The organism is Segatella copri, assembly GCF_009494395.1.
GTDB lineage: Bacteria > Bacteroidota > Bacteroidia > Bacteroidales > Bacteroidaceae > Prevotella.
In genome coordinates this window covers 95,881-113,548 of record NZ_VZCB01000098.1, presented here as the reverse complement: position 1 = coordinate 113,548, position 17,668 = coordinate 95,881, and the positions used below count along the sequence as shown (strand labels likewise).

Genomic DNA, 17,668 nt, shown 5'->3' with positions numbered 1-17,668 from the left:
CGGCTCAACAGGTTGAGGCATTTATGGCGCACACACACCAGAAGATAGCTCCCGGCGTTGGTGGAAGGCAGGGGCGGTTCGCTGGCTATTGTCTTGTCGTTAGCCGTCTCGTTATCAAGTCCCAGTTGGGTCTTTCCGTCGAGCACATCGGCAAAGACTTCGCTCACCACATCCTTGCTGGCTGCATCATCCTTCAGAAGTACCCTGGCCAATTGGTACATCCTCAGATAATGCTGCCGGAAGAGCTGTTCTATCGTTTCTTTGTTTATTTGCATTACTTTATTTTCTTTTCTTTTGCCTATATTACAATCGAATTTTAATTTTCCTAACCCTTAGCAGAATATTTTTTAATGCAAATTTTTAAATAAATGAGAGCTTGGTTGTGCGGATTGCAAATCCGCAAGAAGTAGGTCGAACCTTTTTTGACTCCGGATTGCAAATCCGGAGGAACGCCTAGCGGGCTTGCTTTTTCTCTTACTCTAGTGGACTTGCTCCTTCTTCAGATGCTTGTAAAGCCACAGGAAGGCGGGAATGAGGAAGAGATCTGCCATGACCCACGCCACAGGGTCGCCGAAGCAGACTCCCGTCCACGCCAGGGCAGGCACCAGCCAGAGACTCACACCGCATCTCGCTATCATTTCCATCACGCCACTCAGCATCGAGAGATTGCTGTAACCCAAGCCCTGGATGCTGTAGCGCAGGATGGTGAGCAAGCCCAGACAAGGATAGAAATAGTTGGCGATGCGCATAAACTGGGCTGCATAGGTCACCACCTCAGCCTCGCCCTTATCCACGAAGAGCATCATCATCTCGTCGGCAAACGGATAGATGAGCAGGAAGGTGAAGACGAAATAAACCACCATCATCTTGATGGCAGCCCTTACGCCCTGACCGATTCTATCCAGCTTCCTGGCTCCCAGGTTCTGGCCGCAATAGGTAGCCATCGCCACTCCGATGTTCTCGAAAACGCAGGTAAAGAGATATTTGATGCGCATAGAGGCAGTAAATGCAGCCACATAAACCGTTCCCAGAGCGTTGTTGGCACTCTGGAGCATGATGAGACCAATGGCGGTAATCGAGAACTGCAGACCCATCGGAACACCGTTGTTCAGCAGAATGCTTACCTTTTTGTTGTCGAATTTCCTTTCCTCACCCTTCGGAATTAGAATCTGCATCTTCTTTTTGATAAACCAGATACAGAGCAGCACGGAGATTCCCTGCGAGAGCCAGGTGGCAATGCCCGCACCCTCTACGCCCAGTCCCATGCCGAGAATCAGAATGCCATCGAGAATGATGTTGATGACCGAGGCGGTAATGAGAAAATAGAAAGGCTGTTTCGAGTTGCCCAGGGCGCGGATCTGACCGGAGAGCAGATTGTAGGCGATGGTAAAAGGAATTGCCGCAAACTGCAGCATCAGGAAGATGTAGGCATCATCGAACACCTCCTTCGGCGTATTCACCAGATGCAGAATCTTTCCGCAGAAGATGCAGGAAAGAAAGGTGATGACCACGGCAAACACCACGGCGATGCGGATACTGTTGCTTACGTAAGCCCGCATCTTGGCATAATCCTTGGCACCGAAAGCCTGGGCGATAGGGATGGCAAAACCGGCACAGGAGCCGTTGCAGAAGCCCATGATGAGAAACATGATGGAGCTGGATGCGCCAACTGCCGCAAGAGCCCCTACGCCAATCCATCTTCCCACGATGGCGGCATCGATGATGAGATACATCTGCTGAAGAATGTAGCCTAGAATCAGCGGAATCGCAAATTTGATGATGGCTCGCAAGGGCGAACCTACAGTCATGTCGTTTGTTGACTTTGAACTTTGAGTTTTGAACATTGAACTTTATGATTAGTTTTTGTTATCCTAGAAATATAAAAAAGGAGGAGGGTGCACTCTTTATTTGAGTGCATCTCCAATCTTCTGTTTGATTTGTGCCATTTTATTGCGGCGCTCAATGGAAAACGTATCCCCGTGAGCTTCCACATAATCGAAGAGCATGAAGGCCTTGTTCAGGAGTTCATCTCTTGTGGGCTGTCCCACCATGTCAGCCTCGTGATAGTAGAGTTCGGCAAGCATATCCATCTTGGAGAGTCGTTTCTCCTCATCGGCAATTCCTGCCATTGCCTTCATCACATCCTCGATGGTGGCGATGCTGTAGAAGGCATAAGGGCCCACGTATTGATTGTAGAGCTCCTTAATCTTCTCACGTCTCACCTCCACCTCTTTCTTTTCGAGCATTCTTTCGAGTGCCGCCATAAACTCGCGAATCAATCGCTGTATGTAGTCTCGTTGTAGCATATTTTTTTATTTTGTTGTTACTGTTGCGTTATCTAATAGACTCATTGGTATTGCCATGACTAAGGCAAAGTTCAGGGAGTATTGTGAGAAGAGTTCCTAGAAACTCTCCTCTACCCCGTACAATGGGACATTCTTCATCCACTCTTGCTCCTTGTATGGCGACATGGAGAAGCGGATGGCTCGCAAGTCGGGATGGGCGTCAAAGAAGGCGCGAAGTGACTTGGAACGCAGGTTCTCTTCCGCTTTTACCTCTATCGGAGTTATCACCCCTTGGTGCTGGGCAAGGAAGTCTATCTCCAAGCGAGCGTCTTCCCTACTATAATAATAGGTGTAAATGTCCTGTTGACATAATAGCTGGGTAAGGACGTAGTTTTCCGTGAACGCCCCCTTGCTCTCCGTCATGGCTTTGTTGGAGATGAGCATTTGGGCAGGTTCCATCTCGCTCAGCGCACCCAGGAGGCCGACATCCAGGAGAAACAGCTTGAAGGCATTGAGGTCTTCGTAAAACTTCAAAGGCATTCCAACTTCTCTTACTCGGGAAATGCGATAGGTGAGACCTGCATCCACCAGCCATTGTATTGCCATCTCAAAATCCTTGGCTCGTGCTCCGCTTCTCACCGCTCCATAGATGAACTTCTTGTTTTCCTTGGCAAGCTGGGAAGGGATGGATTGCCAAACCATGCTGATGCGAGTGGCTTCATTTGGGCTGACATGCTTCGACATGTCACTACGATAAATGGTGAGAATGTTGTTCTGAACCTGTCTGACGAGATTTGCATCGTTAGTTGCAAGATAAGTTTTCACAGCCTCAGGCATTCCCCCTACAAAATAATATTCTCTTAATATCTTGATGAGTTTATCATGAAGTAATGTGATGGTCTTCCAGTCTTTACTTTTCAATATGTTCAGCAACTGTTCTTCGTCTTTTGCCATAAGAAACTCTTCGAAAGACATAGGGTAGAGGCGAATGATGTCAACCTTTCCCACTGGGGCGGATTCTCCTTGGTGCATGGCAACGCCTAAAAGTGAACCTGCTACAGCCACATGGTATTCTGGTGCATTTTCACAGAAATACTTCAGCGAGGAAAGTCCCTTGTGAAGTTCTTGTATTTCATCCAGAATGATAAGCGTTTTGCCAGGGATTATAGGCTGTTTGCTAATGGCTCCGATAACCATTAGGACTCGCTTCATATCATAATCTTCTGCAAATATGTTGGCAATCTCAGAGTTTCCATCACAGTTGATGTAGGCAACGTGGTCATATTCCTGTTTCCCAAACTCCTGGAGGATATAAGTCTTGCCTACTTGTCTTGCTCCTGATAAGATTAAGGGCTTTCTGTAAAGGCTCTCTTTCCATGCTTTTAATTGTTCTATAATCGTTCTTTTCATCCTTACATACATTTTGAAGTTGTTAATGATGTTAATAACTTGCTGTTATGATGTTTAAACAGCTCTGCCGGTTGCAAAGATACACTTTTTTACACGAACTCCCAAATGTTTTCAACACTTTTTTACACGAACTTTCATCGTATGCGTACACTTTTTTACACGAACTTTCATCGTACACTTGCATTTTTTACACGAACTTTTTCTCGTATTACGTTCATGACAACCGCTTTCCTTGTCTTATTCATCATTATTGATTGCCTCCACATACTCCCACAGTTTCTTGTAGAAAGGATGTTTCGTCATTGTGTCCTTGTTGCCCAGGATGATGAGCTTCATGCGGGCTCTCGTCATCGCCACGTTCATGCGGCGGAGGTCTTTCAGGAATCCTATCTGACCTTCATCGTTGGAACGTACCAGCGAGATGAGTATCACGTCTCTTTCCTGCCCTTGGAAACCGTCCACCGTGTTTACGCTGATCAGGCGGCGGTAAGGCTTGAAGAACTCATACTTCTTGATGAGCTTCTTCAGATACTGCACCTGGGCACGATAAGGCGAAATAATGCCCACGTCGATGCTCTCACTCAATACCCGCTGCTTGCCTATCTTGGTGAAGTATTCCGCCAGAGTCAGCAGGGTTAGCTCTGCCTCTGCCTTGTTGATACGCCCGAAACTCTCGCCCACAAACTGCTCCTTGAAGTTCAAATCAGAATTCTGATTGGCTGCAGATACAGAAGATGATGTAGAAGCAGAATCCTCAGGAGCATCTTCTCCTTCTATCGTTATCTGATTCTCCTCGTTCGAAGTATCAATCCACGTTATCGGATGGTCATAATCCAATACGCTGCGGTATTTGATCTGTGGCGCACTCTCCACCTTGCCCCCGTAGAACCAGTCGCTGGAGAATCGCATGATTTCGTCGTTCATGCGGTATTGGATTTTCAGCAGGGTTACAACCTCCGGCTTGTTTTCGGCGATGCGCTCCATCAGGGTCTTGCCCAGTCCGGCTCTTAATGCCGCAATACTCTTTACGGTAGGTGGCAGCTGACAATGGTCGCCAGCCAGAATCACCCGGCTGGCTCTTCTCATCGGAATCCAGCAGGCTGCTTCCAAAGCCTGCGCAGCCTCGTCAATAAAGAGGGTGCCGAACTTCATTCCCTCCAGCAATCTGTGGGCAGAACCTACCAGGGTGCAGGCGATGACACGCGCCTCGCCAAAGAGTTCAGAATTGATGCGGATTTCTATTTCGGCGGCACGGCTCTTCAGCCTATCCATCTTCTGATGATAGTTCTCGCTGCCTTTCTTCCTGTTTTTTCTTAATTCTCTGATTGCCTTGCGGATAGCCCAAAGCTGCGGATAGTCGGGATGACTCTCGAAACGGCGCTCGTAGGTGAAGCCCAGCATCTTGTCGTTCACACGGGTTGGGTTTCCGATACGGAGCACATTCACACCTCTATCCACCAGTTTTTCAGAAATCCAATCCACCGCCATATTGCTTTGTGCGCACACCAGCACCTGACTCTCTCTCATCAGGGTTTCGTTGATGGCTTCCACCAGGGTTGTGGTCTTTCCGGTTCCCGGAGGTCCGTGAACAATCGCCACATCCTTTGCCCAGAGCACCTCATTCACAGCCCTTTCCTGGGTAGGATTGAGCCAAGGGAACTTCATCGGTTCGAAGGAGAATCTGCCAGCCTTCTGATGCGAATAGAATAAATCGCGGAGATAAGCCAGGCGGTTGTTCTTCGCCTTCATCACTCTATCCAAGGCCTCGAACATCAGCTTATAGCTGGTTTCATCAAAGGATAGCTGTACGCCGATAGGCTCCGTAGATTGCTGCAAATCGAGCAATGGGGCAGAATCGGGTACGGTAATCACCATTCTGTCGCCATCCACATAGCTTACGGTTCCGGTGAAGGAGAAATATTTGATACTTTGAACTTTGAGATTTGAACTTTGAACTTTTTGATTAGCGTTTTCTGACAGCTGGAGGGCTGTGTTGCCCTGGTTCTCATTCTTGCCCATCTTCTTGACCATAAAGAACATGACGGGGCGACCGAACTCAAAGTTGTGCTCGATATCCTGGTCAGAGGTACGGAAGACCTCGATGGCTGTTTGGTTCAGCGAATTATAAAAGCTTTTTCCCACACGGAGCGGGAACCAGGCATCACCTCGTTTCACCTTTCGCTGCATTCCCATCTGTTCGGTGAGCTTGCGGAAGGCTTCTTTCTCGGTATAATACTCCAGCTGGAGCAGGGTGCGTTGTTGCAATAATGCCTGAATTGGTGAAATCTGTTCCATAATTGGTTGCAAAGTTACACCAATTCAGGCAAAAATAAGAAGATAATAGGATAAATTATCTAAAATTTATTTCATGACGCGTTCTACGTCTTGGATGGTGCGGTTGAACGGACCGTTGTGCTCCAGCTTGATGGTGCACATGGCAGCCGCAAACTTGCCAGCCTCGGTAGGAGTGGCACCCTGCAGGCGCTTGTAGAGATAGCCTGCCGAATAGGTGTCGCCGCATCCGGTAGCATCCACCACCTCGTGAGGAGCATAGGCTGGAATCTCGTAGAACGTGTCGTCTACATAAACCAGCGAACCCTCGCTTCCCAGGGTGATGATTACCTCGGTAACGCCCCAGGAATGAATCAGCTTGGCGGCTTCTACCGGGTCTTTCAATCCGGTGATGGTTTCCATCTCCGTCTCGTTCACCTTCAGATAATAGGTGTTCTTGAGTACATCAAGCTTGTCCTTCCAGTCGATGGCGTAAACTTTCTCGTCTCTTACCTCGCGCAGATAGCCCTGCACATCGATGGAAACCTTGCCCTTACCGGCAAGATAAGCCACTACCTTTGGCGAGAAATCATCGCTCAGCAGACTGCCCAGATGATAAACCTTGGCCTCTACATGCTCCAACTGCCTGATGGTGAACGGATCAGCCTTGGCAAGTACACGCTGCTTGCGCTTGTTCTGGTCTTCTTCGTAGATGTTCTCGAAGAAAACCGTGTTGCGGGAAGGGTTCAACGTTACGTCGATGCCGGCTTCGAGCATCTTCTCAACAGGTTCTTTCTCTGTTGGGTCCATTGCCGTGATGAGTGAGAAACTCACATCCTTGGGCAACTGATTGATAGCATAAGCGAAGTAAAAAGAAGTTCCGCCTGCCATGTATACAGTACGATTCGGGGTCACAATCTTGTCTTTGGTAATGTGACCGATACAACAAATATCTTTCATTTTTTCTATTTAAAACGACTGCAAAGTTACAAAAAAACTTTGAGTATTTCAGAGTTTTTTCTTTTAATTCTGCTTTTATGGCAAATATTTAGAAGAAAAAGCCGGATTTCTTTTGGTGGTATTCGTATTTTAATGTACCTTTGCACCGGATTTAAATAATTTGAACATTATCTAGAGAATAGATTAGACTATATTATGTGGTTTGATAATTTAATCAACGTGCATTCGGCGGTGCAGGGCATCGTCATTCTTTCATTGATTTGTACTTTGGGTCTTGCTCTGGGCAAGATTCATGTCAAGGGAATCTCCCTCGGCATAGCCTTCGTATTTTTCGTGGGTATCGTGGCGGGTCATCTCGGACTCACCATCGGTGAGAACATGCTGGAGTTTGCAGAAAGCTTCGGACTCACCATGTTCGTGTATGTGCTGGGACTCTATGTGGGTCCTAACTTCTTCGGTTCGATGCGCCACGAGGGCATCTCGCTCAATCTCTGGAGCTTGGCAGTCATTGCCGTGGGAACTTTGTTCTCGCTCGGTTTGTGCCTGGTGCTGCCTGTCAGTCTGCCTGATATGGTGGGCATTCTCTGTGGTGCTACTACCAATACGCCGGCTCTGGGTGCTGCCCAGCAGGCCTTGCAGCAGTTGGGATTGCCTAGTGGTGGAGCGGCTTTGGGCTGTGCGGTCACTTATCCCTTGGGAGTGGTGGGCGTCATCCTGGCGATGATGTTCCTGCGCAAGCTCTTCGTCAAGCCGGCTGACCTGGAAATCCGACGTGCCGATGAAGACGACCATACAGCCATCGGACAGTACGTCATCGTGAACCCGGCACTCAATGGCAATACCATCGCCGAAATCTCGATGATGACCCATCGCAAGTTCATTATCTCACGTGTATGGAGAGGAGAGCAGGTGATTGTGCCTCAGGCTGATACGGTTCTCCATACCAATGATAATGTGCTCGTGGTTACCAATAAAGATGAGGTCTCGGCGATGCAGATTCTCTTCGGAAAAAAGGTGAACAAGGAGTGGAATAATGATAAGGTAGACTGGAATGCGATTGATGCAAAGGTGGAAAGCCGCATCATCGTGATGACCCGTCCGGGACTGAACGGCAAGCGACTGGGAAGCCTGCAGATGAGAAATTCCTATGGCGTCAACGTGAGCCGAGTGTTGCGTGGTGATATCCGTCTGCTGGCTACCGATGACCTCCGTCTGCAGTATGGCGACCGTCTGACGGTGGTTGGCGATCCTACGAGTATCGACCATGTAGAGCAGTTCCTGGGAAATGCGGTAAAGACCTTGAATGAGCCTAACCTGGGCGCCATCTTCCTCGGAATCATCCTCGGACTTGCCGTAGGAACCATTCCTTTGAATATTCCGGGAATGACGGCTCCGGTGCGTCTGGGTATTGCAGGTGGTCCTATCGTGATGGGTATTCTGATTGGTGCGCTCGGACCTCGTGTGCATTTCATCTCTTATATGACCCGTAGTGCGGGACTGATGCTCCGCGAGCTGGGGCTTGCCCTCTATCTCGGTTGTCTGGGCTTGTCGGCAGGTGGACAGTTCTTCGAGACGGTGGTTCGTCCAGAAGGCTTGATGTGGGTAGGCATCGGCTTCCTCATCACGGTAGTGCCTGTAGTTATTGTGGGTCTTATCATCCTGAAGACCAAGAAGTACGACTTCGGAAGCATCTGCGGCATTCTCTGCGGCAGTATGGCGAATCCGATGGCGCTTACCTACGCCAACGAGACCTTGGATGGCGATACGCCTAGCATCAGCTATGCTACGGTTTATCCGCTCGGCATGTTTATCCGAGTCATCATCGCCCAGGTCATCATCATGTTCTTTGTCTGAAGGGCTTAACTTGAAAAATTTGAATAAAAATAGACAGAAAAAAGGCTGATTCCGTTTAGAAATCAGCCTTTCTCTTTATCGTTATTTTCTTACCCGTCAGGGGATGTTCGAAGGTAATCTCCTCGGCATGTAGATGCAGTCGGGCAGCCTTCTCGTTGCCGTAGAGCGGATCGCCGAGGATGGGCGCATTCAGTCCTTCCTGATGGGCACAATGCACTCTGAGCTGGTGGGTTCTGCCGGTTTTCGGATAGAGAGCTATTCGGAGATGGGAATCGTCGACAGGCTCCAGTACTTCATACTCCGTAATCGCCTCCTTGCCCTGCTCATGGTCTACAATCTGACGGGGACGGTCCAGATAATCGGGCATTAGAGGAAGCGAGATGATTCCCTTTTCAGGAATGTCCTTTCCCGAAATGATGGCAACGTACTTCTTCTGTATCTGATGATTCAGGAACGCTTTCTGCAGCCGATGATAGGCAAACTCTGTCTTGGCTATCATCATCACGCCGCTGGTTGGCATGTCCAGGCGATGAACGATTAGCGGACCGGTAGCCTCCGGATATTTGCTGCGCATCAGGGCGTAGACGGAAGGCTGGGCTGCGTCTTTTCCCGGTACAGACAGCAATCCTGCAGGTTTGTGGATCACGGTCAGCTCGCAGTCTTCGTAGAGCGTTTCCACCTGCTCATAGAGCATCTCTATCTGTTTAGGGAATGGTCCCTTCTGTCCGCCGATGCCGTTTTCTGCCGATGCAGGGCTTTCGAATACCGATGGCGGCAGCATCCAATGCAGTATCGGCTTACACTTGCCGTTGCAGGCTGGATAGAACTGCAGGTGGTGACGGATTTCCTCCTTCGGGCTTTCTCCCCACCAGAACATAGCCATCTGCAGCGGTTTGTAACCATGCTGGTAGGCATATTGCAGCAGTTTCGGTTCGCAGCACTCGCCGCTCCCGGCTGGCGGCACCATCTTCAGGGCTGCAATCCTGCTCGTAGCTATCGCCGCCTGCGGATACTCCTTCAGGGCTTCATCTCTGAAAATCTCCAGCAGGTCTTTGCTTTCTCCCTCCTGGTTCAGCATTCTGAACTGCGAGAAAAGCCATTGCTGCAGGGCATCAGAGAGTTGCTTGCGCAGCTGCTTCAGCCTCAGTATATTCTCCTGATAATCCTCAAATTCCGTTTCCAGGGCAGTCTTTTCCGAGAGCGATTTCTTCAGTCGGCGCAGTTCAGCCTTCATAAACTGGCTTTCCCTGATCATCTGCGCCTCTTCCGCTTCTGATAGGTTTCCTGCCTCTCTGCGGCTGTCACGCTTTGCCTTCGCTTCCTTCATCTTCTCCTGATAGGCGGCGATGGTACGCTTCCGCTCCTCCTGCAGTTGCCGGATCAGGGTTCTGGCTTCCTTCATCCTTTCATCCTTCTCCAGGTGGCTGATGCTCTGGTTGATACGGGAAATCTCTGCCTCGTGGGTCTTGAAGTAGCCGTCGGGCTGCAGATAGTCGAATACGGCAGGCACGAAGTCCTCCCAGTCGCTTCTTCCGCCAATCTGTCCGCTGTAGGCTGCCAGGTATCCCCATTTCGGGACATCGGTATCTGTTTTTACATTTTCTACGATGAGCACGCCAAACATTTTGCCGCGCGCAATCTCTTCCTGCCAGTCTTCTCGTCTGGCAAGCATCTCCTGCACTTCCCTGCACGCCTGGATGCAGAGCGGATCCGGTTCGTAATCCAAAGGATTGTTCATCCTTGCAGGAACATTTTCTGAAGTATGATGGAATGGATGGAAAATCATGCTGCAAAAATACAAAAAAAATAGATAGAACTCTTGGTTTATCCACAGAAAAGTCTTAATTTTGCAAAATAAAAATGAAAATTTATGATGAATACGCAAAACAGCAACATATTCTATCACCTGATCGCCTTCCTGACGGTGGCAATATGGGGAACAACATTCGTATCTACCAAGGTATTGATGCTGAACGGGCTGTCGCCTGCTCAGATTTTCACCCTGCGCTTCAGTATCGCCTACATACTGATGCTGGCTTTCAATCATCGCCGGTTCTTTGCCGACTCCTGGCAGGATGAGCTGAAGATGGCGTTGCTGGGCATTACGGGCGGTTCGCTCTATTTCTGTAGCGAGAACGAGGCGATGAACTTCACCACTACCACCAATACTTCGCTCATTGTCTGTTCGTGTCCGCTCTTTGCCACCTTGCTGGTGAGGCTGGTCTATAAGGATTCTGCCCGCATCCATATCGTGCAGCTGCTGGGTTCTCTTCTGGCATTTGTGGGTATGATCATCGTGGTATTGAACGGCAGGTTTGTGCTCCATCTCTCTCCGGTAGGTGATGCTCTGGCGTTTACGGCGTGTATGTGCTGGGCGATTTATTCGCTGCTGATGAAGTCGGTAACGGGCGATTATAGTGCGGCTTTCATTACGAGAAAGGTTTTCTTTTATGGTGTACTCACCATCTTGCCTTATTATCTCATCATCCCGGGCTTTCCTCCTCTGGAAGTCTTCACCCGTCCGCAGGTTATCGGCAATCTGCTTTTCCTGGGCTGTCTGGCTTCCATGGTCTGCTTCCTGACGTGGAACTGGTGTATCTCCAAGCTTGGAGCGGTAAAGGCAACCAACTGGGTTTACTTCAACCCTATCACCACCATGATTTTCGCTTCATGGGTACTCGATGAGCAAATCACCCCTTACTTCCTGGTAGGTGCTGCCTGCATCCTGGCAGGTATGTATATTGCCGAAAAGAAAACGAGGGGAGAATCATAAAGTTCAGTATAAACGAGGAGAAATATAATAAGAGGTGGAATGATGTCCTCACCACCACAAAATCTAATTCAAAAAATAATGATAGAAGATATTAATACATTGACATTCGATAGTTTTATTCAAACGATAAAGACTATTAAGGTATATCGCAGTAACGCCAATAAGGAATATAAGGTGGTAAAGGTTAACAAGACTACGTTGGTACTTAGAGATCAACGCACCAAGGCCGATTTTGAAGTACCTGCCACCCAAGTGTTCTGTGCCATGCAAGATTTTGGCATCGAAAACTGTACTGTTCCTAAAATGCGCCAATATGTTGGAACACATGCCGCACCAGCCTCTGCCGCTCTTATTTTCTGGGCTTTCGGGCGAGGAAGGATTCATGCACAACTCAAAAAGCTAGCCGATTTGACGTTCAGAATAATAAGAGAACAGCAAAAAGGGAAATAGTTTTTTCTCTTTTTATCCCTCATATCCCTCACGTTTTCTCTTTTTGAATCTATAATCATTTGATAATAAGAATGTTATCTTCTTTGTGTAGCGTGATAGATGAACGAAATGTTTGCAAAATCCCTCACGCTATCCATCACTTATTGCCTTTATCCATCATGTTTTTCAGTTTATCTTCTTGCTGAAAACGCTTTTTTATGCACGTGATTCGGGACAAGGATGAAAGTTTTTGGGACAAAGCTTGCATTTGGCTTTAAAATTTTGTATCTTTGCAGCAACCAAGTTACATGGGACCGACGCTCTTGTCATAGATGCCCCGTGTTTCTTTGCGGAGAGTTGACAACACAGATTCCACAATGGCAATAACCACTGCGAAACCTAATGTTTAATTTAAATTTTATTCTTTCATGAAATTAAATCTTAATGATCCTGAGTTTATCAAAAGTCTGGTAGATTATCATTGGATGTACTGCTTCAATGCCGATTGTCCTCGGGCAGCAGAATGCATCCGATTCATCTCGGCAAAGTTCAAACCCGATGATGTTACTGCTGGAAATGCGGTTTATCCCGATGCTAACCTTCATGCATCTTGCTCCCATTTCATGCGTGTGTACCAGTTCAAGGCAGCATGGGGATTTTCCCATCTCTACGACCAGGTAAAACATGTCGAAATGCAGACCATCAAGTACCGGGTCATGGATGTTCTGGGCAACCGCACTTCCTATTATCGTGTACATCGGGGGGAGAAACATCTTACGCCGGAAATGCAGGAGCAGGTGAAGAAGGTCTTTGCTGAATATGGTTATGGGGAACCTGCCTATGATCATTATGCAGAAGAAATCGGATTCATTTACGAATAAAGCAGAATCCCCTGCCGATGTATCGAAAGCGGGAATGTGACGTATCGATTCGGTTCACAGTGTGAAACGGAGAGTTTCTCAGCTTGAAACAAACTGTTTCATAGCATGAAATAAAGTGTTTCATATCGATAAACTTTTTTAAATGACAGACAATGAAATTTACCATAACACATAGAAATAAAAAGAACCAGCTCCTGGTAAGTACCAAGAGTCTGGAACGTTTCCTTGAGCGCATCGTAAACGATGATGCCAGGAATACTGTGGAGAACTTCCGTGAATATGTACCTTATCTCACGAATGGTTATGATGGATATAAGGATATGCCAACCTGGATGCATGTTCATCCTGCGGCAGAATTTCAGAAATCGGAGAACGGTCTCCTGAAGATAAAGAAAAACAACGGCGTTCTGCTGCTTACATTTGTTCATATAGATGAGGATGGAGGCGCAGATGCCATCAAGCAGAAAGTAGCCAGTATGCCTTCTACTCTTGCAGCCTTTGTGGGAGCCGATGGCATCAGTCTGCATGTCCTGGCGAAATATGCTCTGGCAAAGGGGACGTTACCTGATGAGGAGGTTGCTGCCGACAGGATTTACAAGCAGGCTTTCCTGACCTTTGCTCCGCTTTATCAGGCACTTGTGAAGGCAAAGATGCAGATGCCCGAGCCTTCTATCTTCTCTGATTTCCTGATGACAAGAGATTCTTTTCCTTATTATCGTGAAGATGCGTTGCCCCTGACGTTGAATGAAGTTTTTTATGACGCAGAAAAACCTGTGGAGAGCGTTGATGAGAGGGATGCTGATAACTCTTCCGCAGATGTGGATAACGACAGTAAAGAGTTGAGTGACAATATCATGAGTATGATCGGATTTCTGTGTAAGAAATATGATTTCCGTTATAATTCGGTAATGAAATGCACAGAATACCGGCCGAAGGAAAAAGATTATTGGGGCTATCAGCCTGTGGATGCCCGTGTGCAGAAGCGCATGACGCTGGAGGTACAGCTCGCCAACATCCGTGTGAGTATCAAGGATGTGCGCAATTATCTGGAGTCGGACCTTCTTTCTACCTATAATCCTGTAGAAAACTTTCTGTATAAGTGTGAGGGGAAATGGGATGGAAAGGATCATATCCGTGCCTTGGCGCGCACGGTGCCTACTGATAATCCTTATTGGGAGGATTGGTTCTATACCTGGTTTCTGGCGATGGTTGACCAGTGGCGTGCCTACAGTCATCGCAAATATGGCAACTCTGTGGCGCCGCTTCTCATCTCCAAGCAGGGTTACAACAAGAGTACTTTCTGCAGATCTCTGGTTCCGCCGGAGTTGCAGTGGGGGTATAACGATAACCTTGTGTTGTCAGAAAAAAGACAGGTGCTTCAGGCAATGTGCCAGTCGCTGGTCATCAACCTGGATGAGTTCAACCAGATTTCTCCTCAGGTGCAGCAGGGATTCCTGAAAAACATCATCCAGTTGCCGAGTGTCAAGATGAAGCCACCGTATGGCAGTCATGTACAGGAGTTTCCGAGAATGGCGTCTTTTATTGCTACGAGCAATATGGAGGATATTCTTTCCGATCCTTCCGGTAATCGCCGGTTTCTAGGTGTAGAGCTTACGGGACCTATCAATGTGAGTCAGCGTCCGAATTATGAACAGCTCTATGCGCAGGCTCTCTCTGCTTTACGGGCAGGCGAGAAGACTTATTTTGATGCGGAGCAGACTCGGCTGATCATGGCGAACAACAGGAAGTTTGAGGTGGTTTCGCCGGTAGACCAGTATTTTGATCTCTATTTCGACCTGACCGATGATGCCAAACAGGGCGAATATCTTACGGCAGCCGAGATTTTCCAAGAGCTGAAGAGTCACATCGGTTCATCGTTGAAGTTGAGCAATCTCATCACTTTTGGCCGCAAACTTTCTCAGATGCCATCCATCCACCGCAAGCGTTTCAACGACGGCATGCGGTATCTGGTGGTGCGAAAATCGTGAGGGATGGCATCCCGATAGATGAATTTCGATAGCGAACGGATAAAAAATGAAAAATCAGCCAATTGGCAACGGACTGCTGCTGGATGGCTGATTTTCTTATTTAGTATGATAGATTTCTAGTTTCAGACTTTCCTGTCATGGAAATCTGTTGGATTTCTGATGCAAATATAGTCAAAAACTCCGAAATATCAAAATGCGTTTTTACTTAATAGGGGCTATGATGCGGGGAGATGGGATTATGCGGTTTGATACAGAGAATAAGCGGTAGGAAATTGCACTATGAAAATGTAGAAGATAATTCTACCCTCATCTTCTCTACATCAAATCTGATGCCATCCCGGTCGATGAATCTGGATAACGAGCCGTCTGCTGCAAGCTCTTTGGGGGTACCGATGGAGAGATGGCTTTCTTCCATCAGCCAGAGCTGATCGGCAATCTGTAGGGCCAGTTCCACATCATGGGTTGACAATAAGATAGACTTATGCTGCTCGTGGGCAAGGCGACGGAGCATCTGGAGGGTTTCCACCTTGCTCGGAAAGTCGAGGAAGGCGGTAGGCTCATCCAGGATGATGAGGCTGGTTTGCTGAGCCAGCGCTTTGGCAATCATCACCTTCTGGCGCTCGCCATCGCTTAACTCTGTGATAGAACGGGAGGCTAAGTGCTGGATGCCTGTCTGCCGGATGGCTTCATCTACTATCTTTTGATCTGCCAAGGATAAGGTTCCCCAGAAGCCGGTATAGGGAGAACGGCCGATGCCGATGATTTCCTGAACAGAAAGTTGGGGAGTATCCATACGGTTAGTGAGAACTACACCTATTTCCTGGGCGAGTTCGCGGACTGAATAATCGGATAGGGGTTTGTCTTGAATCAGGATTTCTCCATCAAGGGGTGGCTGAAATCCGGATAAGGTGCGGAGCAAGGTAGATTTGCCCACTCCGTTGGCTCCGATGAGACAGGTCAGTTTGTCTTCCTGGAGTGAGGCATGAATAGATGAGGCTACCGCTCTGAGCTGATGCTTCGAGCGATAGCCTATCGTTAGATTCTTGAATGTGATTCCTGCTCCCATCAAATCTTCTTCCTTCGAAATGTTTATACTGTCGAAGCGGAGATTTACTTGGCAGCCAATACTTCTACCTCTACCAATGCACCCTTAGGCAACTTCTCTACGGCTACGGCTGAACGAGCTGGGTATGGCTGGCTGAAGAACTCGGCATAAACCTCGTTCATGGCTGCGAAATCGTCCATGCTGTTCAGATATACAGTAGTCTTCACTACGTGAGAAAGGTCGGTACCGGCTGCCTTCAGGATGTTCTGGGCATTGGTAAGACTCTGACGGGTCTGCTCCTTGATGCCGCCCTCTACGAAATTGCCTGTTGCAGGGTCGATAGGAATCTGACCTGATGCAAATACAAAACCGTTTACTTCGATAGCCTGGCTATATGGACCGATAGCTGCAGGCGCATTGTCTGTGTGAATTGCGTTCATGATAATCTTTATTTATTTATAATTAATAATTTGTAGTTTACGATTTATAGCTTATCGCTATACAATCCAGAGATGAAAGCCTTTCTGTTCCAAGGCTTCCTTGATTTCCTTGACATGTGCGGAATCGCGGGTCTCCATGGTGAGTCGGAGTACGCAGGCATTCACCTTGTTGCGATTGGCAGAACGGTCGTGATGAACTCCCGTGATGTTTCCACCCATACTTGCGATGACGGATGCAACCTCTACCAGCTCGCCTGGTTTATCATCAAGCTCCATCTCGATGGTGCAGAGACGTCCGCTCTTCGAGAGACCACGGTTGATGACACGGTTCAGGATGGTTACATCGATGTTACCGCCACTCACCACGCAGATGGTTTTCTTGCCCTTCACCGGCACCTTGTTATACATCACGGCTGCCACGCTAGCTGCACCAGCGCCTTCGGCTACCATCTTCTCGCTTTCCAGGAGTTTCAGAATGGCAGCGCAAATCTCGTCCTCGCTTACGGTCACGATTTCGTCCACGTAGTTGGAGCAGGTTTCAAAGGTGAGCTTTCCCGGCTCCTTCACGGCGATGCCATCGGCTACGGTAGCTACAGATGGTAATTTCTCCTGCTTGTGATCATGAAGACTCTGAACCATGCTGGCAGCTCCTTCTGCCTGAACACCATAAACCTTGACGTTAGGATTCAATGACTTGATGGCAAAGGCTACTCCTGAAATCAAGCCGCCGCCACCTACAGGTACAACGACCGCTTCTACATCTGGCAACTGGTCGAGAATCTCCAGCCCGATGGTTCCCTGACCAGCGATTACGTTCTCATCATCAAAAGGATGCACGAAGGTATAACCATATTCATCCTTCAGTTCCAAAGCTTTCTGATAAGCGTCGTCATAGACACCCGGCACCAGGCAGACTTCGGCACCCAGTCGCTTGGTAGCTTCTACCTTGGAGATAGGAGCACCCTCCGGCAAGCAGATGAGACTCTTCACTCCCATGGCGGTAGCTCCGAGCGCCACGCCCTGTGCATGGTTGCCTGCTGAGCAGGCAATCACTCCCTTATCTTTCTCCTCTTTAGAAAGTTGAGAAATCTTATAATACGCACCGCGAATCTTGAACGAACCTGTCTTTTGAAGACATTCCGGTTTCAGATAAACATCACTATCTGGGTTGATTCTTGGTGTGTGAACCAGCTCAGTTTTTCTAATCACCTTGCTCAGCACGAAGCGAGCCTTGTAGAAATTGTCTAATTGTAACATAACTGCTGATATGCTTTAGTGTCCCTAATATCAGGATTTGTCATCCTGTTTGAATAATTGTGCAAAGATACTTTA

General features: G+C 48.1%; 14 protein-coding genes and 1 pseudogene. 5 read left to right on the top strand and 10 right to left on the bottom strand.

Features of this window, described 5'->3' with window-relative positions; translation table 11 throughout:
• The 6 genes and pseudogenes from F7D73_RS14245 to F7D73_RS14220 all read right to left on the bottom strand — a co-directional run.
• A pseudogene (locus F7D73_RS14245) lies at positions 1-275 on the bottom strand (hypothetical protein); the annotation flags it as partial.
• Between the two features lie 204 nt (positions 276-479).
• Positions 480-1,844 (bottom strand): MATE family efflux transporter, encoded by a 1,365-nt coding sequence (locus tag F7D73_RS14240; protein ID WP_228117756.1) that lies wholly within the window; start codon positions 1,842-1,844, stop codon positions 480-482.
• 60 nt (positions 1,845-1,904) lie between these two features.
• On the bottom strand, positions 1,905-2,306 hold the full coding sequence (locus F7D73_RS14235; protein WP_153125739.1) for a hypothetical protein: 402 nt from the start codon (positions 2,304-2,306) through the stop codon (positions 1,905-1,907).
• 96 nt (positions 2,307-2,402) lie between these two features.
• Positions 2,403-3,695, bottom strand: coding sequence for an ATP-binding protein (locus F7D73_RS14230; protein WP_089543334.1), 1,293 nt, complete (start codon positions 3,693-3,695; stop codon positions 2,403-2,405).
• Between the two features lie 237 nt (positions 3,696-3,932).
• Positions 3,933-5,990 carry an AAA domain-containing protein gene (locus tag F7D73_RS14225; RefSeq protein WP_153125737.1) on the bottom strand — a complete coding sequence of 686 codons (2,058 nt, stop codon included), beginning with the start codon at positions 5,988-5,990 and terminating at the stop codon, positions 3,933-3,935.
• 66 nt (positions 5,991-6,056) lie between these two features.
• Positions 6,057-6,926 carry a PfkB family carbohydrate kinase gene (locus F7D73_RS14220; protein ID WP_153125735.1) on the bottom strand — a complete coding sequence of 290 codons (870 nt, stop codon included), beginning with the start codon at positions 6,924-6,926 and terminating at the stop codon, positions 6,057-6,059.
• 195 nt (positions 6,927-7,121) lie between these two features.
• On the opposite strand from F7D73_RS14220, the gene F7D73_RS14215 reads away from it, so the two are divergent.
• Positions 7,122-8,780, top strand: coding sequence for a putative transporter (locus F7D73_RS14215; protein WP_153125733.1), 1,659 nt, complete (start codon positions 7,122-7,124; stop codon positions 8,778-8,780).
• 55 nt (positions 8,781-8,835) lie between these two features.
• On the opposite strand, the gene F7D73_RS14210 is transcribed toward F7D73_RS14215, so the two are convergent.
• On the bottom strand, positions 8,836-10,566 hold the full coding sequence (locus tag F7D73_RS14210; RefSeq protein ID WP_153125731.1) for an RluA family pseudouridine synthase: 1,731 nt from the start codon (positions 10,564-10,566) through the stop codon (positions 8,836-8,838).
• 87 nt (positions 10,567-10,653) lie between these two features.
• On the opposite strand from F7D73_RS14210, the gene F7D73_RS14205 reads away from it, so the two are divergent.
• The 4 genes from F7D73_RS14205 to F7D73_RS14190 all read left to right on the top strand — a co-directional run bounded on the left by F7D73_RS14205 (position 10,654) and on the right by F7D73_RS14190 (position 14,851).
• The gene (locus tag F7D73_RS14205; protein WP_153125751.1) at positions 10,654-11,553 is read left to right on the top strand and encodes a DMT family transporter; all 900 of its coding nucleotides are present in this window, start codon (positions 10,654-10,656) and stop codon (positions 11,551-11,553) included.
• A 78-nt stretch (positions 11,554-11,631) separates the two neighbouring features.
• Positions 11,632-12,003, top strand: a complete 372-nt coding sequence (locus F7D73_RS14200) for a hypothetical protein (RefSeq protein WP_153125729.1) — start codon at positions 11,632-11,634, stop codon at positions 12,001-12,003.
• 407 nt (positions 12,004-12,410) lie between these two features.
• On the top strand, positions 12,411-12,863 hold the full coding sequence (locus tag F7D73_RS14195) for a DUF6078 family protein (protein WP_153125727.1): 453 nt from the start codon (positions 12,411-12,413) through the stop codon (positions 12,861-12,863).
• 152 nt (positions 12,864-13,015) lie between these two features.
• Positions 13,016-14,851 (top strand): VapE domain-containing protein, encoded by a 1,836-nt coding sequence (locus F7D73_RS14190; protein WP_153125725.1) that lies wholly within the window; start codon positions 13,016-13,018, stop codon positions 14,849-14,851.
• Between the two features lie 277 nt (positions 14,852-15,128).
• Here the strand turns inward: F7D73_RS14190 and F7D73_RS14185 are convergent, their stop codons facing one another.
• The 3 genes from F7D73_RS14185 to ilvA are packed head-to-tail and all read right to left on the bottom strand — an operon-like array spanning position 15,129 to position 17,593.
• A complete protein-coding gene (locus tag F7D73_RS14185) occupies positions 15,129-15,917 on the bottom strand; it encodes an ABC transporter ATP-binding protein (protein ID WP_153125723.1) in 789 nt (262 codons plus the stop codon).
• Between the two features lie 44 nt (positions 15,918-15,961).
• Positions 15,962-16,336, bottom strand: coding sequence for a RidA family protein (locus F7D73_RS14180; protein WP_006848032.1), 375 nt, complete (start codon positions 16,334-16,336; stop codon positions 15,962-15,964).
• 57 nt (positions 16,337-16,393) lie between these two features.
• Entirely contained in the window at positions 16,394-17,593 is a 1,200-nt protein-coding gene (gene ilvA, locus F7D73_RS14175; RefSeq protein ID WP_153125720.1) for a threonine ammonia-lyase, read from the bottom strand.
• Between the last annotated feature and the right edge of the window lie 75 nt (positions 17,594-17,668).